This window comes from Oceanospirillum sp. (assembly GCF_982874595.1).
In genome coordinates, this window is the sequence record NZ_CEYNZH010000033.1 from 18,510 (window position 1) to 36,775 (window position 18,266).

Annotated in this window: 15 protein-coding genes and 1 pseudogene; 10 read left to right on the plus strand and 6 right to left on the minus strand. The window is 48.6% G+C overall.

Annotation, left to right across the window (positions count from 1 at the left end):
• Positions 1-477: 477 nt before the first annotated feature.
• The 5 genes from gap to AC4GL5_RS12995 all read left to right on the plus strand — a co-directional run bounded on the left by gap (position 478) and on the right by AC4GL5_RS12995 (position 5,942).
• Positions 478-1,479: a type I glyceraldehyde-3-phosphate dehydrogenase gene (gene gap, locus AC4GL5_RS12975; protein WP_490383217.1), complete on the plus strand. Its 1,002-nt coding sequence runs from the start codon at positions 478-480 to the stop codon at positions 1,477-1,479.
• A gap of 264 nt (positions 1,480-1,743) precedes the next feature.
• Entirely contained in the window at positions 1,744-3,162 is a 1,419-nt protein-coding gene (pyk, locus tag AC4GL5_RS12980; protein ID WP_490383218.1) for a pyruvate kinase, read from the plus strand.
• Between the two features lie 324 nt (positions 3,163-3,486).
• A complete protein-coding gene (gene ectA, locus AC4GL5_RS12985) occupies positions 3,487-3,993 on the plus strand; it encodes a diaminobutyrate acetyltransferase (protein ID WP_490383219.1) in 507 nt (168 codons plus the stop codon).
• Between the two features lie 108 nt (positions 3,994-4,101).
• Positions 4,102-5,370 carry a diaminobutyrate--2-oxoglutarate transaminase gene (ectB, locus tag AC4GL5_RS12990; RefSeq protein WP_490383220.1) on the plus strand — a complete coding sequence of 423 codons (1,269 nt, stop codon included), beginning with the start codon at positions 4,102-4,104 and terminating at the stop codon, positions 5,368-5,370.
• A gap of 167 nt (positions 5,371-5,537) precedes the next feature.
• Complete coding sequence (locus tag AC4GL5_RS12995) at positions 5,538-5,942, plus strand: ectoine synthase (protein ID WP_490383221.1); 405 nt, start codon at positions 5,538-5,540, stop codon at positions 5,940-5,942.
• 385 nt (positions 5,943-6,327) lie between these two features.
• On the opposite strand, the gene AC4GL5_RS13000 is transcribed toward AC4GL5_RS12995, so the two are convergent.
• On the minus strand, positions 6,328-8,106 hold the full coding sequence (locus tag AC4GL5_RS13000) for a SulP family inorganic anion transporter (protein WP_490383222.1): 1,779 nt from the start codon (positions 8,104-8,106) through the stop codon (positions 6,328-6,330).
• A 196-nt stretch (positions 8,107-8,302) separates the two neighbouring features.
• Between AC4GL5_RS13000 and AC4GL5_RS13005 the strand changes: the two genes are divergently transcribed.
• On the plus strand, positions 8,303-9,166 hold the full coding sequence (locus AC4GL5_RS13005) for an MBL fold metallo-hydrolase (protein WP_490383223.1): 864 nt from the start codon (positions 8,303-8,305) through the stop codon (positions 9,164-9,166).
• A gap of 176 nt (positions 9,167-9,342) precedes the next feature.
• Here AC4GL5_RS13005 and AC4GL5_RS13010 read toward each other — a convergent pair whose 3' ends face one another.
• Entirely contained in the window at positions 9,343-10,563 is a 1,221-nt protein-coding gene (locus AC4GL5_RS13010) for an argininosuccinate synthase (protein WP_490383224.1), read from the minus strand.
• 281 nt (positions 10,564-10,844) lie between these two features.
• A complete protein-coding gene (locus AC4GL5_RS13015) occupies positions 10,845-11,804 on the minus strand; it encodes a flagellar protein MotY (RefSeq protein ID WP_490383225.1) in 960 nt (319 codons plus the stop codon).
• Between the two features lie 196 nt (positions 11,805-12,000).
• Here AC4GL5_RS13015 and rnt point away from each other — a divergent pair, with 196 nt between their 5' ends.
• Entirely contained in the window at positions 12,001-12,639 is a 639-nt protein-coding gene (rnt, locus tag AC4GL5_RS13020) for a ribonuclease T (protein ID WP_490383232.1), read from the plus strand.
• A gap of 133 nt (positions 12,640-12,772) precedes the next feature.
• Here the strand turns inward: rnt and AC4GL5_RS13025 are convergent, their stop codons facing one another.
• Positions 12,773-13,360 carry a GNAT family N-acetyltransferase gene (locus tag AC4GL5_RS13025; protein WP_490383226.1) on the minus strand — a complete coding sequence of 196 codons (588 nt, stop codon included), beginning with the start codon at positions 13,358-13,360 and terminating at the stop codon, positions 12,773-12,775.
• A gap of 85 nt (positions 13,361-13,445) precedes the next feature.
• On the minus strand, positions 13,446-14,168 hold the full coding sequence (locus AC4GL5_RS13030) for a TIGR01621 family pseudouridine synthase (protein WP_490383227.1): 723 nt from the start codon (positions 14,166-14,168) through the stop codon (positions 13,446-13,448).
• 162 nt (positions 14,169-14,330) lie between these two features.
• Between AC4GL5_RS13030 and AC4GL5_RS13035 the strand changes: the two genes are divergently transcribed.
• The gene (locus AC4GL5_RS13035; protein ID WP_490383228.1) at positions 14,331-14,603 is read left to right on the plus strand and encodes a hypothetical protein; all 273 of its coding nucleotides are present in this window, start codon (positions 14,331-14,333) and stop codon (positions 14,601-14,603) included.
• A 236-nt stretch (positions 14,604-14,839) separates the two neighbouring features.
• Positions 14,840-15,424 carry a YbaN family protein gene (locus tag AC4GL5_RS13040; protein ID WP_490383229.1) on the plus strand — a complete coding sequence of 195 codons (585 nt, stop codon included), beginning with the start codon at positions 14,840-14,842 and terminating at the stop codon, positions 15,422-15,424.
• A gap of 12 nt (positions 15,425-15,436) precedes the next feature.
• Here the strand turns inward: AC4GL5_RS13040 and AC4GL5_RS13045 are convergent, their stop codons facing one another.
• Positions 15,437-17,326, minus strand: coding sequence for a methyl-accepting chemotaxis protein (locus AC4GL5_RS13045; protein WP_490383230.1), 1,890 nt, complete (start codon positions 17,324-17,326; stop codon positions 15,437-15,439).
• 650 nt (positions 17,327-17,976) lie between these two features.
• Here AC4GL5_RS13045 and AC4GL5_RS13050 point away from each other — a divergent pair.
• A pseudogene (locus AC4GL5_RS13050) lies at positions 17,977-18,175 on the plus strand (IS630 family transposase); the annotation flags it as partial.
• Positions 18,176-18,266 lie beyond the last annotated feature (91 nt).

An 18,266-nucleotide genomic window follows, 5' to 3' on the forward strand; every position in this document is an offset into this window, starting at 1 on the left:
ATCCAAATATCTGCCTCTTTCTATAAATAGAGGCGAAGCCAATAAGGCTCTCTTACCGAGCGTATTACAACTGTATATAGAGCACCTTTGTCAAGTGCTGCCTGAAAAGGGCGTATAAACTACCCCAGCAGATTCAAGAGTTCCAGCCCCAAGTAGAAAAAAGGCTTTGAATCATGCCAAAGCAGTAAAAAACCGGGACAGCACACCAACAGAAAACACAAAATTCACTTCTAATGTATTACAGCCTGTCGCAATCGGCCAGCTGGCAACGAAAAAGCATTGCATTTCTTGCAGTTAGACACCAACCTTAGACCTAAGCAGAATGAAAACCCTGCTCTTTCTGAGAAAGCGAATCGCTCCGGAGTCCAGCCTTTACTATTTGTTTAATCCAATCCGGACCCTTCTATCCTTAAACAAAACGAATTCAGCACATCAGCCTGCTGAATATTCAGTGTTTGTCGAATAAGGAGTGACAACATGAAAACAATACGCGTTGCTATTAACGGCTTTGGTCGCATCGGGCGGAATATACTTCGCGCCTATTTTGAAGGACATCACACCCAATCAATGGAAATCGTCGCTATTAATGATCTTGGCGACGCTGCTATTAACGCCCACCTGTTACAGTATGATTCTGTTCATGGCCGCTTCGGTTACGATGTCAGCCATGATGACAAATCACTCACCGTTGACGGACATAGCATCCAGGTTTTCGCTGAGCGAGACCCAGCCAATCTTCCCTGGAAAGAACTGAGCATTGATGTTGTCCTTGAATGCACCGGCTTATTCACCAAAAGGGAAAAAGCTGCGGCCCACTTAACGGCAGGTGCAGCTAAAGTTCTGATCTCAGCCCCCTCACCTGACGCTGATGCGACCGTAGTTTTCGGGGTTAATGAGAACACACTAAAAGCAGAACACACTGTCGTCTCTAACGCATCCTGCACGACCAACTGCCTCGCACCCGTCGTTAAAGTACTGCATGAAACCATGGGCGTTGAAAGCGGTGTAATGACGACCATTCACGCCTATACCAACGACCAACATCTGACGGATGTTTATCACACTGACCCGTACCGCGCACGATCAGCGACAGCCTCTATGATACCGACGAAAACCGGGGCAGCTGCCGCTATTGGCTTAGTGATGCCGGAACTGGCTGGCAAGCTCGACGGCCTGGCGGTCAGAGTCCCAACCAACAATGTATCCCTGGTCGACCTGAGTGTTGTGGTTAAGCAGCCCAAGACGGCCCAGGAAATCAATGCCGCTTTAGAAAAAGCTGCCCGTGACTCATCAGTCCTGGGGTACAATCAGTTACCGCTGGTTTCGGTGGATTTTAACCACTGCCCGGACTCGTCCGTGTTTGACAGCAGTCACACAAGAGTTCAGGGCAACCTGATTAAAGTGATGGCGTGGTACGACAATGAATGGGGCTTCTCCAACCGCATGCTGGATACCACTAAAGCCCTGATGCAGGCCTAGCCTCATCTCGTAATACAACGAATACCAAAGGCACAACTGTCATAACAACAGGTTATATCAGAAGATTGGCGGTACTTTTGCTGAGGTTTACAACAAATAACCTCAGCAAAACCGAATAAATCAGGCCATACCCAATGATCAAAGTACTTAGCCCAAAATGGCTAAGTACACCTATGTACGTATCGGTTTATGTTGCCTGCCCACTATTTAACCTATCTGATAAAAATTTGATCTTTACCCTGCAAGATTAAGGAATCACACAGAATGCGCAGAACCAAAATCGTTGCCACCCTGGGGCCCGCTACCGATGAACCATCAAAACTGGCTCAGGTCCTTAAATATATCGATGTGGTACGAATAAACTTCTCCCATGGCGACCCTGAAGATCATCAGGCGCGGGTCGAAGCAGTACGTAAAACAGCAAAAGAGATAGGCCGCTTCGTGGCCGTATTGGGCGACCTACAGGGACCGAAAATCCGCGTCGCACGCTTTAAAGATGGCCCGATCAAACTGGCCGTAGGCGATTCATTCGTCCTGAACATGGAACTTGAACGGGACGCCGGTAATCAACAACAGGTTGGCGTGGACTATCCCCAGCTGGCTGATGACGTCAACCCAGGGGATATTCTTCTGCTGGATGACGGTCGTATTCAATTAAAAGTCGATGAAGTCGCCAAGCCGGAAGTGCGTTGCACGGTTACGGTAGGCGGCAAGTTATCTAATAATAAAGGCATCAATAAGCAGGGTGGCGGGCTGTCTGCTGCCGCACTGACTGAAAAAGACAAGAGAGACATAAAAACAGCAATCGCACTTCAGGTGGATTATCTGGCGGTTTCTTTTCCTCGTACCGGTGATGATATGCGAGAAGCCCGCGCGCTTCTCGGAGAGGAAGGCCGGGACATTGGCCTGATTGCCAAAGTCGAGCGAGCTGAATCCGTTGCTGATGACGAGGTCATGAACGACCTGATCTCATCCTGCGAAGGTGTCATGGTTGCCCGTGGCGATCTGGGCGTTGAGATCGGAGATGCTCAACTGATCGGCGTACAGAAGCGCCTGATCCAACGCGCCCGCAGTCTCAACAAAGTGGTCATCACCGCCACTCAGATGATGGAATCCATGATCACAAGCCCATTGCCAACCCGGGCAGAAGTCTTTGACGTGGCCAATGCTGTTCTGGATGGCACTGATGCCGTGATGCTGTCCGCTGAGACTGCGGTTGGTGAATATCCGCTGGAAACGGTTCAGGCGATGGATCGACTCTGTCGTGGCGCTGAGCTTGAGCGCGTAGCCCAACAGTCCAACCATCGTATGCATGAAGGTTTCAGCCATATCAATGAAGCGGTCGCACTGTCTGCTATGTACGCGGCCAATCACCTGAAAGGTGTAAAAGCGATCGTTTGTATGACGCGTACCGGCCTGACCCCTCTACTGATGTCCCGCATCAGGTCTGGGTTGCCTATCTTTGCCTTTACCGCTCAAGAGAAGACTCAGAATCGTGTCGCGCTTTATCGCGGCGTTACGACAGTCCCTTTCAACCATTCCAGCGCAGAGCCGGAATCCATTCGCAAAGCGATTGAAGAACTGAAAAGCCGTAACGTTATCAGCAAAGGCGACAACATTATTCTGACTCGCGGCGATCATCACGGCACCCATACCATGACCATTGTTCCTATCGAAGATTAAGACCAATAAAGAGCCGCCCCTTCAAATTATCAATTTGAGCCTCTCTGATCACACCAAAAGCGCTGAGCAATCAGCGCTTTTTTTATACCTTCCTGACAGACTTTTTACCTTTTCTGAAAATGCAGCCAGCCCCCGACACAGGGCAACGCGCCTCAAAAGCCATGCGATTCATAAAAATGAAATAGAACACTAAACAAACCATCACAAAACATTTGAATCCTAACAAAAGATACAAAAAGCCATAATTTCGCCAAAAATTAGGCCTTGAGAAAAAAATCCGAGCGCGTTATTGTATAAATATACTTTGAACCCTAAACAAATATTATGAATAGTGACATTAGCGACTCGATTAGCTTTACCCAACCCAAACTAACGGACGGTCTTGCCGTTACAGACCTGATCCAGAATTCACCTCCTCTCGATGTCAACTCGAGCTACTGCTACATGTTGTGCTGCTCGCTTTGGGCCGAAACATCGGTATGTGCTTGGGATGGAGACAAACTCATCGGTTTTGTCTCAGGCTTTGTTCGCCCAGACCAGCCAGAGGCTCTTTTTATCTGGCAGGTCGCCGTACATGAAAGCGCCCGAGGCAAACAGCTGGCAAAACGCATGATCTTTGAGATCCTGAAACGTCCGGCAAGCCAAACTGCAAACGTTTTACACACCACTATTTCACCGGATAACACCGCATCCTGGCGGATGTTTGCCGGCCTGACCCGCGCTCTGGAATGCGAATCCCGTACTTTCGATTTCCTGGATAAAGAGCTCCATTTCCACGGCCTGCACGAATCCGAAGAGCTGCTTGAGATTGGACCTTTCCGGCACCCGTAGCCCCGGAAGTGCAAGGGCATGGAGCCCGTCCTTTTGAAGCCGACGCTGAAGCAGCCCGGCATGCAGCTGAATCACCCTTTATCAAAAAATTAAAAACTGGAGCACACGATGATTTTTAAAGAGTATGAGTCCGAAGTTCAGAGTTATTCACGTTCTTTCCCGGTAGTATTTACCAAGGCGAAAGGCAGCAAACTGTTTGACGATAACGGTAACGAGTACCTTGATTTCCTGGCCGGTGCCGGCTCGCTGAACTACGGTCACAACAACCCGATCCTGAAAGAAAGCCTGATTGAGTATATCCAGAACGACGGCGTTGCCCACGGTCTGGATATGCACACAGAAGCTAAAGCAGGTTTTCTGGAAGCATTCCGCGACATCATCCTGAAACCTCGCGACCTGGATCATAAGATGATGTTTACCGGTCCAACGGGTGCGAACTGCGTTGAAGCAGCACTGAAGCTGGCCCGCAAAGTGACTGGCCGTCATAACGTTGTATCTTTCACTAACGGTTTCCACGGCTGCACCCTGGGTGCGCTGGCAGCAACCGGTAACAGTCATCATCGTGGTGGTGCAGGTCAGCCTCTGAGCGGCGTTACCCGCCTGCCTTACGATGGTTACCTGGGTGAAAACTTCAACACCCTTGACCTGTTTAAGAAGATGCTCACAGACAATTCAAGCGGTCTGGATATGCCTGCTGCCGTAATTGTTGAGATTGTGCAGGGTGAAGGCGGTCTGAATACCGCATCCGGCAAATGGCTGAAAGAGCTTTCTGCGATCTGTAAAGAACATGGCATTCTGTTTATTGCCGATGATATTCAGGCAGGCTGTGGCCGTACCGGCACCTTCTTCAGTTTTGACCAGTTTGATATCAAGCCAGATATCATCACCTTGTCTAAGTCCCTGAGCGCCTTCGGTCTGCCATTTGCGGTAACCCTGTTTGACCGTAAGCTGGACATCTGGAAACCAGGCGAACATAACGGTACTTTCCGTGGTAATAACCACGCCTTTATCACTGCGAAAAAGGCTCTGGAAACGTACTGGGCTGACGACAAGTTCGCAAGCCACATCCATGCCCGCAGCGAACAACTGAAGCTAACTCTGAACAGAATCTGCGACAATTATCCTGAGCTGTATCGTAAAGGCCGCGGCCTGATGCAGGGCATCTGCTGCCCATCCGGTGACGTCGCGGATGACATTACTTCTCTTTGCTTTAAAGAGAAGCTGATTATCGAAACCAGCGGCCCTGAAGGTGAAGTGGTTAAGTGCTTCCCCCCTCTGACGGTTTCGGAAGAAGAGATGGCTCACGGCCTGAACATCCTTGAGCAGGCTTTCGATCAGTATTTCAGTGCTCACATGGAACTGAAAAAAGCGAGCTAAGACCAACGCCTGCAACTCAAAAAGGAGCCGCCCAAGGCGGCTCCTTTTGTTAAAGGCGACCAAAACACCAGCTCACCTGCTTTAAGCTAGCGTTTTATAGTTTATGGCAACATAACGCTTAATAAACGATTGTTCGTTTTCTGTTTATTTCATTTTGAGGTATTAACATGATTGTTCGTCAACTGCAGGAAGTAGAAAAAACCGATCGCTGCGTAACATCCGATAACTGGAAAAGCGTTCGTATGTCGCTGAAAAATGACAACATGGGCTTCTCGTTCCATATCACCACCATTTTTGCAGGTACGGAAACTCCGATTCATTACCAGAACCATCTGGAAACTGTTTACTGCATCAGCGGTTACGGTGAAGTAGAAACCGTGGAAGATGGCAAGATCTACCCGATCAGCCCTGGAACCATCTACATTCTGGACAAGCACGACAAACACTTGCTGCGTGCTCATGAAGGTGAAGATATCGTGTTTGCCTGCGCCTTCAACCCACCACTCAATGGCAAAGAAGTGCACGATGAGAATGGCGTATATCCGCTGGAAGCTGAAGAAGTTGCCGAATAGTCAACGATTCATCAGCCCTGATATAGATTGACAATATTTATAGCGCCCGATGAATATCATCGGGCTTTTTATTTTAAGAAACAGAAGCCTTTAGCCAAGCTAATCAATTTTGAAGACCCATTACAACATACCAAATATGCTTTAACGATAGCCTCACCATAAAAGACCATAGCACTGTTGCGCTTATTTATAGGTTATTTCACCTTTCTGCCCCTCAATTTAAAGGCAAGGAAATAATCGCGCTGGGTACACTTAAGGTAAGCGGTCATCACATTTCTCCATTTTAGGGTAGAAAATGCGTCAACCTTATTTTGGACGGAACAAACATAGGTAAAAGGCTCAGACCTCTGAGCCTTTCACCTTGCGTCCTCATCATCCCTTTCGTTTACAGATCACACAGATCCCGCATCGCTTCATGCGTGCTGAGATAAACCTGTCCCGGTGCCATATGCTGCAGAAAATGCGTCTGTTTCAGCTGATCCATCACAGGCCCCTTCACATCCGACAGATGCAGCGTGATGCCGGACTCCCGCAGGTTTTCAATCATCATCTCAAGTGTCTCTAAGGCGCTGGCATCAATAAAGCTGATGCCGTTACAGATCAGTACCAGATGCTGTAACTGCGGCTGTTCGGAAACAATCGCCATCACCTCATCTTCGATGTAGCGGGTATTGGCAAAGTAGAGGTTCTCATCAATACGCAGCCCAAGACAGCAAGGGTTGGTTTTCACCTCGAAGCGCTTCACGTTCCTGAAGTGCTCACTGTCACCCACCCGTCCTACCACAGCAATATGCGGCTTACTGGTACGCTGCAGCAGCAGAGCAACCGATAACACCATACCCGCCAACAGACCGGCTTCTACGCCAGCGATCAGTACCATACCGAAGGTTACCGCAAGGGTCAGGGCATCAGCACGGTTGAAATTCCAGGTTCGCTTAATGCCGGAAAGATCAATCAGTGGCAGCACCGCCATAATAACTATTACCCCCAGCACCGCTTTAGGAAGATAGTAGAACCAGGGCGTGAAAAAGAGCACCGTCAAAGCAAGACCGGAAGCGGTAATCACAGATGCCACGGTTGTCTGGGCACCGGAGGCATCATTCACCATTGAGCGGCCAAAACCACCCGCGACGGGATACGCACCACCAAAAGCAGCACCAATATTGGCAAAGCCAAGGGCGATCAGCTCTTTGTCCGGCTTGATACGTTCCCGGCGCTTACTGGCAAGAGCCGTACCCACAGAGACGCTCTCCAGAAAGCCAACCAGTGCGATCAGCAGCGCTGCCGGCAGCAGACCTAACCACCAGTCCATCTCAAAAGGCAGCAAAGAAAAAGAGGGCAAACCAGCAGGAATCTCTCCAACAATTTTGACTCCTGACTCACTGTGCAGATCAAAACCAACCACTAAGCCAACACCCGCTAAAATAGCAAACATGGGGCCGGCCTTAGCCATAGATCCCGCCATGAGTGAAGAAGCCCCCATTTTTTTCAGCAGGTTCGCCAGATGTTTTTTACTGAACCACATTATAAAGAAAGCCGTAACACCGATGACCAGAGTAGCCGGATTAAAATCCGGCAGATTGGCAGTCAGGTTATTCAGCGTTTCATAAAACTGATGGCCTCTGGGAAATTCCAGTCCAAAGACATACTTCAGCTGACTAAATGCGATCATCAGAGCTGCCGCACTGGTAAAACCAGTAATGACAGAGTGACTTAAAAAGTTCACCAGAGTCCCAAGTCGCAGAATAAACATCAGCAATAGAACAAGACCGACCAGAAGCGCCAACACCATCGCGGTAGTGATATAGAGATCTGTCCCCGGCTGAGCATGCTGAGATACAGCCTCTCCAACCATAAGAGACGCGATCGCAACGGGACCAACCGCCAGACTGCGGCTACTGCCCAGCAGCGCATAGATAAAAAGCGGGATAATACCAGCGTACAGCCCCATCTGGGGCGGCAGGCCAGCCAGAAAAGCATAAGCCATACCCTGAGGCACCAGCATAATCGCTACAATTACACCCGCTAAACCATCGTTAACCAGAGTTTCCCGGCGATAGTCAGCTAACCAACCAATAATCGGAAAAACACTCCGCAGGCGGTTAGGTTTGCCTTTAGTAGCAGATGCTTGTTCTGTCGCAGATTTTTTTGCGGAAGATGTCATAGATCGATGACCTTACCGTTAAAACTTTTTGGAATATTGTTATCATAAATGATTATATGCTAATATTCCATCAAATCGAGCCAATGGCATTTAATCAAAACAGGTGCCAACGAACAGGCTGACCCGAAGCAGAGAATTCAACGGTAACAGCTCACAAGCTAATCCGCATGGGCTGGCTGCTAAAAGGAGATACGAGATGAACGCTCAAATTAAAGCTTTCTTCCATGAAGCAACCTCAACCTTCACCTATGTCGTGCACGATGGAAAGAATCCGCAGTGCGCTGTTATCGACCCGGTTCTGGATTTTGATTATAAGTCCGGCAGCACCAGCACAGAATCTGCTGATGAAGTGATCCAATGGATCAGCGACCACAAACTGACACCTCAGTGGATCCTGGAAACCCATGCCCACGCCGATCATATCAGTGGAGCCAAGCATATTCAGGCAAAACTGGGCGGAAAAATCGCCATTGGTGAGCACATCACGCTGGTTCAGGGTGTCTTCAAAAAAGTCTTCAACTACGGTGACGAGTTCGTGACAGACGGCCATCACTTTGACGATCTGATGGTAGCCGGTAGTCAGTTCAGGATCGGCGATCTGGAAGCCAAGGTGCTGCATACCCCAGGGCATACACCAGCCTGTGTCACCTACGATATTGCCGGAAAGCTGTTTGTTGGCGACACCCTGTTTATGCCAGACGTAGGTACAGCCCGCTGTGACTTCCCCGGTGGTGATGCCGAAACCCTGTATGATTCCATTCATTCCCTGCTGAGCTACCCGGAAGAGACAGAGCTCTACATGTGTCACGACTACCCTCCAGAAGGGCGTGAAGTACGCCATGTCTGTACTGTAGCCGAACAGAAAGAGAGCAATATTCATGTCGGCAAAGGCGCCAGCAAAGCGGACTTTGTTGAGATGCGCTCAACCCGTGATGCTACCCTGGAAATGCCAAACCTGATTTTGCCCTCGATCCAGATTAATATCCGTGCCGGTGAACTTCCGGATGCGGAAAATAACGGTGTATCCTATCTGAAGCTGCCACTGAATCAGTTTAAATAATTGATGAAAAGAATTGGCATACCCCGCCATAAGCCCTTTGACTAACAGACTTGTTAGCCAATCAGAAAAAAGGGCACAAAAAAACCGCTGGGATTTTGAAATCTCAGCGGTTTTTCTTTGCCATAACCAATGGTCAACTGAAGCGCCGAAGCACTTCAGAGCTCAAGGGCAACTGCTTACAGCTGGCTGCGACCTTTCTGTGCAGCGATACGCATACGCAGAGCATTCAGCTTGATAAAGCCTTCTGCATCTTTCTGATCGTAAGCACCGGCATCGTCTTCGAAGGTTACGATGTTGTCATCGTACAGGCTGTCTTCAGACTGACGACCCACAACAATCACGTTACCTTTGTACAGTTTCACACGAACCACACCGTTTACGAACTCCTGAGACTCATCGATCATGGTCTGCAGCATCTTACGCTCTGCACTCCACCAGTAACCGTTGTAGATCAGCTCAGCGTATTTCGGCATGATGCTGTCTTTCAGGTGTGCCGCTTCACGATCCAGAGTGATGGATTCGATCGCACGGTGCGCCTTCAGGATTACAGTGCCCCCAGGAGTTTCGTAGCAACCACGGGCTTTCATGCCTACGTAGCGGTTTTCTACGATGTCCACACGGCCAATACCGTTGTCACCGGCCACCTTGTTCAGGTAGGTCAGTACGGTTGCAGGGCTCATCTCTTCGCCATTGATGGCAACGATGTCACCTTTCTTGAAGGTCAGATCCAGATAAGTCGCTTCGTCCGGAGCAAGCTCAGGGCTCACAGACCAACGCCACATATCTTCTTCCGGCTCAGCCATAGGATCTTCCAGAATGCCGCCTTCGTAAGAGATGTGCAGCAGGTTAGCATCCATGGAGTAAGGCGATTTCTTCTTGTTGGTAGAGAAATCAACCGGAATGTTGTGGTCTTCACAGTACTTCATCAGCGTGTCACGGGAGGTCAGATCCCACTCACGCCATGGCGCGATCACTTTAACACCAGGTTTCAGAGCGTAGGCGCCCATTTCGAAACGAACCTGATCGTTACCTTTACCGGTAGCACCATGAGCAATCGCATCCGCACCTGTTTCGTTAGCGATCTCAACCAGACGCTTAGCGATCAGAGGACGTGCGATAGACGTACCCAGCAGGTACTCACCTTCATAGATGGTGTTAGCACGGAACATAGGGAATACGAAATCACGAACATACTCTTCACGTACGTCTTCGATGTAGATCTCTTTAACACCCAGAGCTTCAGCTTTAGCACGTGCCGGCTCTACTTCTTCACCCTGACCCAGGTCAGCAGTAAAGGTCACTACTTCGGCGTTATATTCGTCCTGTAACCAGCGCACGATTACAGAAGTATCCAGGCCACCAGAATAGGCCAGTACTACTTTTTTAATGTCTGACATTGGATGCTCCACGCTGACTAAAATGGCCAGAGACCTCTCTGACCCTATCAATTTTCTCAGTGATCAATCCGGCAGAACAACGATAAACGGCTATCACTAGGATAGCCGTTTCAGGTGCTTCGTCTGCCTGAAGAAATTCTTGCGCAATAGTATATACGAGTTGAGGAAAAGTTACGATTTGAGAAAAAGCGACACGCAAAAATTAACTTTACTCTTTAACCACTCTTTCTCTCAAACCAGAGATTTCTTTCAGCCTCTGATTACAGTCAGGCCCATGCCACCTATTGAAGCTCACCATTGAACTCACCGGTATATTCAGGTTGGGCATTCGGGTCCCCCGGAGCCAGACCTTCACGCTCAAGACGTATGGTGACACGACGGTTTTTCGCCCGGTTTGCCTTGGTGGTATTCGGAACAATCGGATAACGCTCACCGTGATAGCGTGCAGTCACCATCGACTCATCAAGCCCCACATCCAGCAGGTAGTTCAGTACGGTATCGGTACGCTGCTTGGAAAGCTTACGGTTATCACGTCGAGAGCCATAACTGTCAGAGTGGCCATCCAGGAAGACAAATTTCACAGAAGGATCAGCCTTAATATAGCGGACAATCAGACTCAGCAACTCTTTGTCTTCTGCAGTGATATCAAAACCACCACCGGGGAAATTAATGGCAGAGCGAGCAATCTGATCAAAGTTAACCGGAAGCAACTCACCACGACAGGCAATATAGTCAAAATAGGCTGGTTTAAAATTAAGCGCGCTCAGATGACCCCGAACAGGTGCATAGCGATCATCTTTTGGTGTCTGCATAAAGGTCGGATTCAGGCCACGATTCAGAGACTCGATCATCAGATGAGCCAGTGGAGAATCGATATGAACACCCTCCTCACCCTCACCAACGGTTACGTCTCCTAAATCCAGCGGCGCATCACCGGGCTTCCACTCCGGCGGCAGAGCCATCAGGTCGGCACGACCTTTGCGCAAAGGCTGTCCGAGAGGCTCAAGAAAGAATTTCAGATCCTCACCGGAACGATGAGTAAAACGGGCAGTGCCCATTTCAGGAATCGGATGTGATAATTCACAATACAATGGAGAGGGTTCCGTAGCCATCCATTCACTGTTTCCGATACTGGCACCATAATCCGCAGCCATCAGCACAGGCGATAACAAAAGGCCCGATGCTATAGCCAGCCAGTGTATTCCCCGTGATGTTTTCGCCAGTGACCGAATAAGCGGCATCAGATGCAATCTCCTTGATTTTTAAGAACTCTCATTTTGCCTTGATCGGCCTGCAAACTCAAAACTTTAGCCTATATCTGAGAGTTTGAATCAGTTACCATCTGTCAAATTATACTTTTGACCAAACTAGATTAGGGAGCAAAAGGTCTTGGATTCTTTCACATCTGAAGCAGAGCATTTTGGCGACAAACATCCGATGGCTTACCGCTTTCGCGGCTTCCTACCGGTTGTTGTTGATGTCGAAACCGCCGGTTTTAACGCCAAAACTGACGCGCTGCTGGAGATTGCAGCAGTGACCTTAATGATGGATGAAGAAGGTTACCTGCATCCCTATAATACCTATTGCTGTCATGTCGAACCCTTTGAAGGTGCCAACATCGAACAAGCCGCCCTCGATTTTACTAAGATCGACCTAGACAACCCTATCCGAAAAAGCATGGCAAAAAGTGAGCAACAGGCATTAGGTGAAATTTTCAAACCCGTTCGCAAAGCGCTAAAAGAGTTTGATTGCACCCGTGCTGTTCTGGTGGGACACAATGCCAGCTTCGATCAGGGCTTTGTTAATGCAGCCGTTGAGCGCAGTGGCATCAAACGCAACCCGTTCCACCCCTTCTCAAGCTTTGATACCGCTACCCTATCTGGTCTGGCTTATGGTCAAACAGTACTGGCAAAAGCGTGCAAAGTTGCAGGCATCAACTTTGATAACAGTCAGGCACATTCTGCACGTTATGACACAGAGAAAACCGCAGAACTGTTCTGCTCTATCGTTAATCGCTGGAAAGAGCTGGGAGGCTGGGAACTGGCCACTGAAGAACAGCATCGCCTGAGAGACTAGAAACCTCACACAGCGTGCATTCTCCAGCCCCATTTTAGCGTTGTGACTCACAGCTGATTTCGCCACAAACGTGGCGAACCGCCAGCAACGCTATAAACTCAAATTAACAGCGATATGTATTATTGAATCCTCCTCAGACTAGCCGATTCATTCGAATCAGATCCAACCTCTGATCGCCAAACGCCAATGCTCTCGGCTCACGTCCATTCTCCTTAAACCCAATCTGCTGATAAAGCTTGATGGCAGGTAGTGCGCTCTCGCTCACCTCAAGCGCCAGAGATTCCAGCAAAGCATTCTGCTCCGCCTGCTCTACGAGATATCCGATTAAAGCCAAACCCACATGCTGACCCCGATATTCAGGTAAAACACACAAGCTGGTAACAATACCGCGGTGATGCCGCACAGGGCCCGACAGAGATTCAAGGCCGATTACCCCCACCAGATAGTCGCCACAAAAACCACCCCAGAGTGCCGAGTTTTCCGCCCGGTGGAAACGATCCAACAAGGTTCGGATCTGTAGAGGCGACATCGCCTTTTCTTCCTCTAACAACACACTAAAGCTTGTAGGATCACTCTCGATACAACGTACCCGGAGATAATGAAAAACATCAGCATCTTTCGATGTCAGCTGACGAATAACAAGAGGGTGTTGTCGCGTCTCATCACCAACATCCGCTTGCCGATGTTGCGTGTTACCAGTGATCACGGATAAGGCTTTCATAGCAGGACTCACTTTTTATTATTGTTTACCCTGTTCATTCTAGGGCAACGTGACCCTAAAGAGCGATTCACCGTTTTGAGCCGTATCAGGGTTTAGGCCATGGTAGCTGTTCAGGCTCAGACCAAAGCAATTTCAGAGCAGAGAAGGTTTCAGAAAGATAATGCTCCCCCAGTGAGGGCCAGACACGATAATGTCGCGGTGTACCATGCCAGCTAAAGCTCAGGCCGTAGGCATGAAGATAGGTACGCTGCTCCTGAGATGCGGTACGGGCATCGTCATAAAGCACATCACCGCAAATTGGAGCGCCTATGCTTTTCAGAGCAACCCGTAACTGATGCGTTTTCCCGGTACCGGGCTTTAGCAGAAACGCCCTGAACCCGGCTTGCAGTGGCTTAGAGAAAAACTGAGTAACCGCCGGATTTGTTTTCCCCCCGGTGAGCTTCCAGCTTCCCCGCCGTGAGCGTTCCATATCGCCGACAACCCAGCCCTGTTTCTTTTTTGGTTTTTTGGCAGAAACCGCCAGATAAAATTTCTCTACCGTGCGGGCTTTAAACAGCGCCGCCAGCTGAGCACAAACCTCAGAATTCTTAGCTAACACCATCAGTCCGGAAGTCACCTTATCCAAGCGGTGAACCAGATAGAGCTTTTCCAGGCCCAGAACCTGAGATACTTTTTCCGTGATGCCAGCGTCATCACCATCCCGATGAACATCAACTCCCGGCGCCTTATCGATAACCACATAGTCATCGTTTTCCTCGATGACGATAAATCCAAAAGGCTCATAGGTAAGTGGTGTCAGTTTACTCAAATGGCATCTCCGTCAGACGGCTCATCAAAATACCCCGTAGAATAAACCTTCCTGTTCAGGTATTTCGCTTGAACCGAAGGGATAAAACTTAAGATAATTAATCAATTACAGTCAGGCTTGAAATTGAAATTCAAGCTCTATTTTCTCAGAATCGGTGAGTCCATGTCTCTTAAAATCCAGTTAAAATCGCCTTTGAAAACAACAGCGCTGTGTTTTGCCAGCCTGCTACCCTTAATGCTGATAGCCGCAAATGCACAGGCCAGCTGCTCACTCAAGCAGTCAGCCTGCGAAGCCAGCTGTAAAGTGCGCTATCTGGATGATGTTCTCGGAAAAATGGGTTGCATGACCAAGTGCGCTGCAGAACGCGCTGCCTGCTCAACCAAAGAAGGAGCCTCTGAAGCTATTGAAAAAGGAAAAGATCTGGTTAACGACTAAGCGGTTCAACACATCATTGACGATATCCTGCTACAGCGTTGAGGTTACTGACTTTGCCCTTACTTATGAAGGGTATATCTGATTCAGCGCAAGCAAACTGTTTGATATTCCTAAAGAAATCTGGCCGCTTTGGGTGTTATTCGTTAATCTCTTTTCGGCTTGTATTGAAGCGTGGTCTATCTTTATTTAATAACAGTCTTACAAAACACCACCTCTGCTGGCAGCAGGAGATTCCTATGGGGCAATTCAGAAAACCACTGTACATGGCCGCTGGCTTTTTAGCCCTGCTACTTGGCGCTATTGGTGTTGTGCTGCCCCTGCTGCCCACAACGCCCTTTGTTATTCTTGCTGCCTTTTTCTTCTCCAAAGGTTCGGTAAAAGTTCACCGCTGGTTACTCAGACAAAAAACGTTTGGCCCTATGATTCAGGCATGGGAGGCCGATCGCGTGATCCCCTTTAAAGCCAAACTTCTGTCAACCACCATGATGTTAGTTATGGTGAGCTACCCACTGATTTTCCGCCCTTTTGCCCTTTGGCTTAAGGTACTGGTGGTGTTCACCATTTTTTATGGCATGTGGTATGTCTGGCGTCATCGCTCAGAGCCTCTGGACGTAGCTATCGAGCGCAGCTGGGAAGAGCTTTCGGATAGCGGCCCTGCCGTAGTCAAAACCGTTAAAGATCAGCATACCGCTCATGCAGAGCATGAGAAAACAGGTCTGCAATTGAAGCCAAACTTTTTTCCGGGCAGAAAAAAGCCGGTCCCCTTAGGCTGGGAACCGGCTCGTGTGGTGATGATTCAGGCTACGGACAGTACCGCCTGAACACCTGAAAAATTACAGTTTAAAACGTCTCACCTGATTATGCAGACTCTCGGCCAAGGCGTTCAGCTCGGTCGCTCGTGCACGGGATTGGGCGGACTCTTCCGAAAGCTGACCCGCAATATCCCGAATACGCAACGTATTATCTGAAATACTATGATTCACCTGAGTTTGCTCTTCAGTTGCCGCCGCTGTCTGGGTAGACATATCACTGATTCCTGTGATGGCATCGGTAATACTCAGTAGTTTCTCGTATGCGTTATTCGCTTCTTCAACACTATCTTCCGCCTGCTGACGGCTCGAGGTCATCAGTTTAACGGCCTCATCTGACGCCTTCTGCAGGCTGTCGATCATCTGCTGAATCTCTTCTGTAGACTGATGAGTACGCTGGGAAAGTACGCGAACCTCATCAGCAACAACCGCAAAACCACGCCCCTGTTCACCGGCACGGGCCGCCTCAATAGCGGCGTTCAGCGCCAACAAATTGGTCTGTTCAGCAATCCCCTGAATAGCGGACAGGATCGAGTTAATTTCCTGAGAATGCTCACTCAGGCGGTCAATCACACCCGCTGCATCCTGAATTTGCCCTGCAAGACCACTGATCGCTTCACGGGTATTAGACACCACCAGCTGACCATCGCGACTGTTATCGGCACATTCCTGAGCCGCTGCCGCTGTATTCTCAGCATTACTGGAAATCTCCTGAGTTGCCGTTGCCATCTCTTCAACAGCCGCCGCAACCATGGACACCTCAGACATCTGACTCTGCACATCATCACTGGTGCGTTCTGCGACCAGAGCACTTTCCTCCGCTGTGTGACGCAGATCTTTAGACAAAATAGAGATATCCCGAATGATTTTATGCATGGAATCAACAAAGTGATTAAAGTGGCCAGCCAGTGCGCCAATTTCATCTTTGCTTTCAACCGTCAGCCGCTTAGTCAGGTCGCCTTCACCTTCAGCAATCTCTTCCAGGGCGACACCGATCGCATTCAGGGGCTTCATCACCCGCCCAACGATCCACATACTGATCACACCAGCCGCAATAATCAGTATCAGAGAAACCAGACTGTTCGCCATCAATAAGCGTGATAAAGGAGCCATAACATGACCGGTTTCCAAAGCGATGCCCACGTAGAAACGCGAATCCCCGACACGTTTGAATCGTATCATGTGATTACGACCGGCAAGCGGCAGACTCTCCATCTCACCACTTCCGGCAAGACGCTCTACCAGACTCTGGGTAAGCTCAGAACCGACATCACTCAAAGGTTTCATACGAAACGACTCATTCGGGTGGGCAATCACAGTACCACTCTCATCCACCAGCATGACAAACCCATGCTCCCCCATATCAATTGACTCAACCGTATGCAAAACCTCATCAAGACTGAGATCGGCACCAACAACACCCTGGAACTGACCGTTAACGGTAGCAGGTGTCGCCACTGAAATAATCAGTCTGCCAGAGCTGGCATCAATATATGGGGCTGTAAAAACCGTTTTACCCGCACTTTTAGCTGCCTTGTACCAAGGACGAACAGTAGGATCAAAGCCCTTATCATCAAGAATTTTCTGAATTTCAGGATCAGAAAAAACCGCTCGTCCTTTGTCCGAACCATAGTAAAAGACGTCATAACTACCTGATTTCTCTGCTTGTTTCAGGAAAGGCAAAATAACCTTCTGATCGGCAGAGTGAGTTGCAAAAGCCTCAGCCACGGTGGCCTTATGCTTCATCCAACCCTGAATAGAAATACTGGCATCATTAACTACCCTAAATGTATCCCTACCGACTGACTTAAGCAGTTCCTTTTTTAAATCTGTGTAGCTGATAAACGTCAGTATCAACGTAATTAAAAGCACTGGCAGCAGCACAACTGCAAGTACCTTATTCTTCAGCATCATGGGGGTGGGTCCTCCGGAAGGATATTCTTCTCATTATTAAAATCTGGCAGAGACAGCCAAACTGTATTGAATAGTTTTTTTCTTACACCTGAAAGCAATACACTTACACCTAAAGTCTAAACCAAAAAAGATTCCAGACATAGATCAAATCACCACATTAAATGTAAAAAAAAGTTACAAAAAACAGCAGAAAACAATAAAAAAATAAAAAACACCAACAATAACTAAAATTAAAGTCGAAAAACCCAAAAAAACACTAAAGAAAACTTATTCTCAGCGAATAAAATACAGATTTAGCTGACACTCAGAAAATGGATAGGCGTTTTATTCAGAACTAAAGTAAACGACAGGTCCCGTCAGAATGTATTCAGGGCTTCGATTCTTCTTTGGTTAGTCGATAGGTTTTCTCATTACAGATGAGGCTCAGAAACTCAACTGTTGCACTGCAACCGTCACTCGAAGGTTCAAGCGCTATTTAACATTCTGTGAATCCGGGCTTTAAAGATGCTCCGCGTTCCGGACAGCCGACCAAGATAACTCCTGAAGTCCGTATACGGGTTATTGATATGACAGTGAATTCAGTGACGAAAGAAGCGCTCCGCCAGAGTGTCCGTTTGATTGTGAAATATGCAGGTACAACCCACTGACGGGAGAAACATCCAAGGTTTGTGATGCACTTTATCCCGACCAGTGCATCCTGGCTCAATGCAGTCGAAGGTTGGTTTGCACAGCTGGAAAGCAGCGCGCTACATCGTAAGAGGCAGCTTTAATAGTGTGGAAGCCCCGCCCAAAGAGATCAAACCGTTTATAAAGGCTCACAACAAAGAGATCAGCAAGCCTTTTATCTGGAAGTAGTCAGCAGAATAGATACGAACGGTGGTTGCAAAAAGGTAGTGTTCAAAATTCTGTGTCACCCCTATAGTTTACCCTCTACAGGGAG

Bases quoted from the DNA above. Each gene is read 5' to 3' on its own strand.
- AC4GL5_RS13015 (WP_490383225.1), bottom strand. From the start codon at position 11,804: ATGCCGCTTATTCGGTCACTGGCGAAAACATCACGGGGAATACACTGG.
- AC4GL5_RS13010 (WP_490383224.1), bottom strand. From the start codon at position 10,563: ATGTCAGACATTAAAAAAGTAGTACTGGCCTATTCTGGTGGCCTGGAT.
- rnt (WP_490383232.1), top strand. From the start codon at position 12,001: ATGGCTTACCGCTTTCGCGGCTTCCTACCGGTTGTTGTTGATGTCGAA.
- AC4GL5_RS13005 (WP_490383223.1), top strand. From the start codon at position 8,303: ATGAACGCTCAAATTAAAGCTTTCTTCCATGAAGCAACCTCAACCTTC.
- AC4GL5_RS12995 (WP_490383221.1), top strand. From the start codon at position 5,538: ATGATTGTTCGTCAACTGCAGGAAGTAGAAAAAACCGATCGCTGCGTA.
- pyk (WP_490383218.1), top strand. From the start codon at position 1,744: ATGCGCAGAACCAAAATCGTTGCCACCCTGGGGCCCGCTACCGATGAA.
- AC4GL5_RS13035 (WP_490383228.1), top strand. From the start codon at position 14,331: ATGTCTCTTAAAATCCAGTTAAAATCGCCTTTGAAAACAACAGCGCTG.
- AC4GL5_RS13040 (WP_490383229.1), top strand. From the start codon at position 14,840: ATGGGGCAATTCAGAAAACCACTGTACATGGCCGCTGGCTTTTTAGCC.
- ectA (WP_490383219.1), top strand. From the start codon at position 3,487: ATGAATAGTGACATTAGCGACTCGATTAGCTTTACCCAACCCAAACTA.
- AC4GL5_RS13000 (WP_490383222.1), bottom strand. From the start codon at position 8,106: ATGACATCTTCCGCAAAAAAATCTGCGACAGAACAAGCATCTGCTACT.
- gap (WP_490383217.1), top strand. From the start codon at position 478: ATGAAAACAATACGCGTTGCTATTAACGGCTTTGGTCGCATCGGGCGG.
- AC4GL5_RS13025 (WP_490383226.1), bottom strand. From the start codon at position 13,360: ATGAAAGCCTTATCCGTGATCACTGGTAACACGCAACATCGGCAAGCG.
- ectB (WP_490383220.1), top strand. From the start codon at position 4,102: ATGATTTTTAAAGAGTATGAGTCCGAAGTTCAGAGTTATTCACGTTCT.
- AC4GL5_RS13045 (WP_490383230.1), bottom strand. From the start codon at position 17,326: ATGATGCTGAAGAATAAGGTACTTGCAGTTGTGCTGCTGCCAGTGCTT.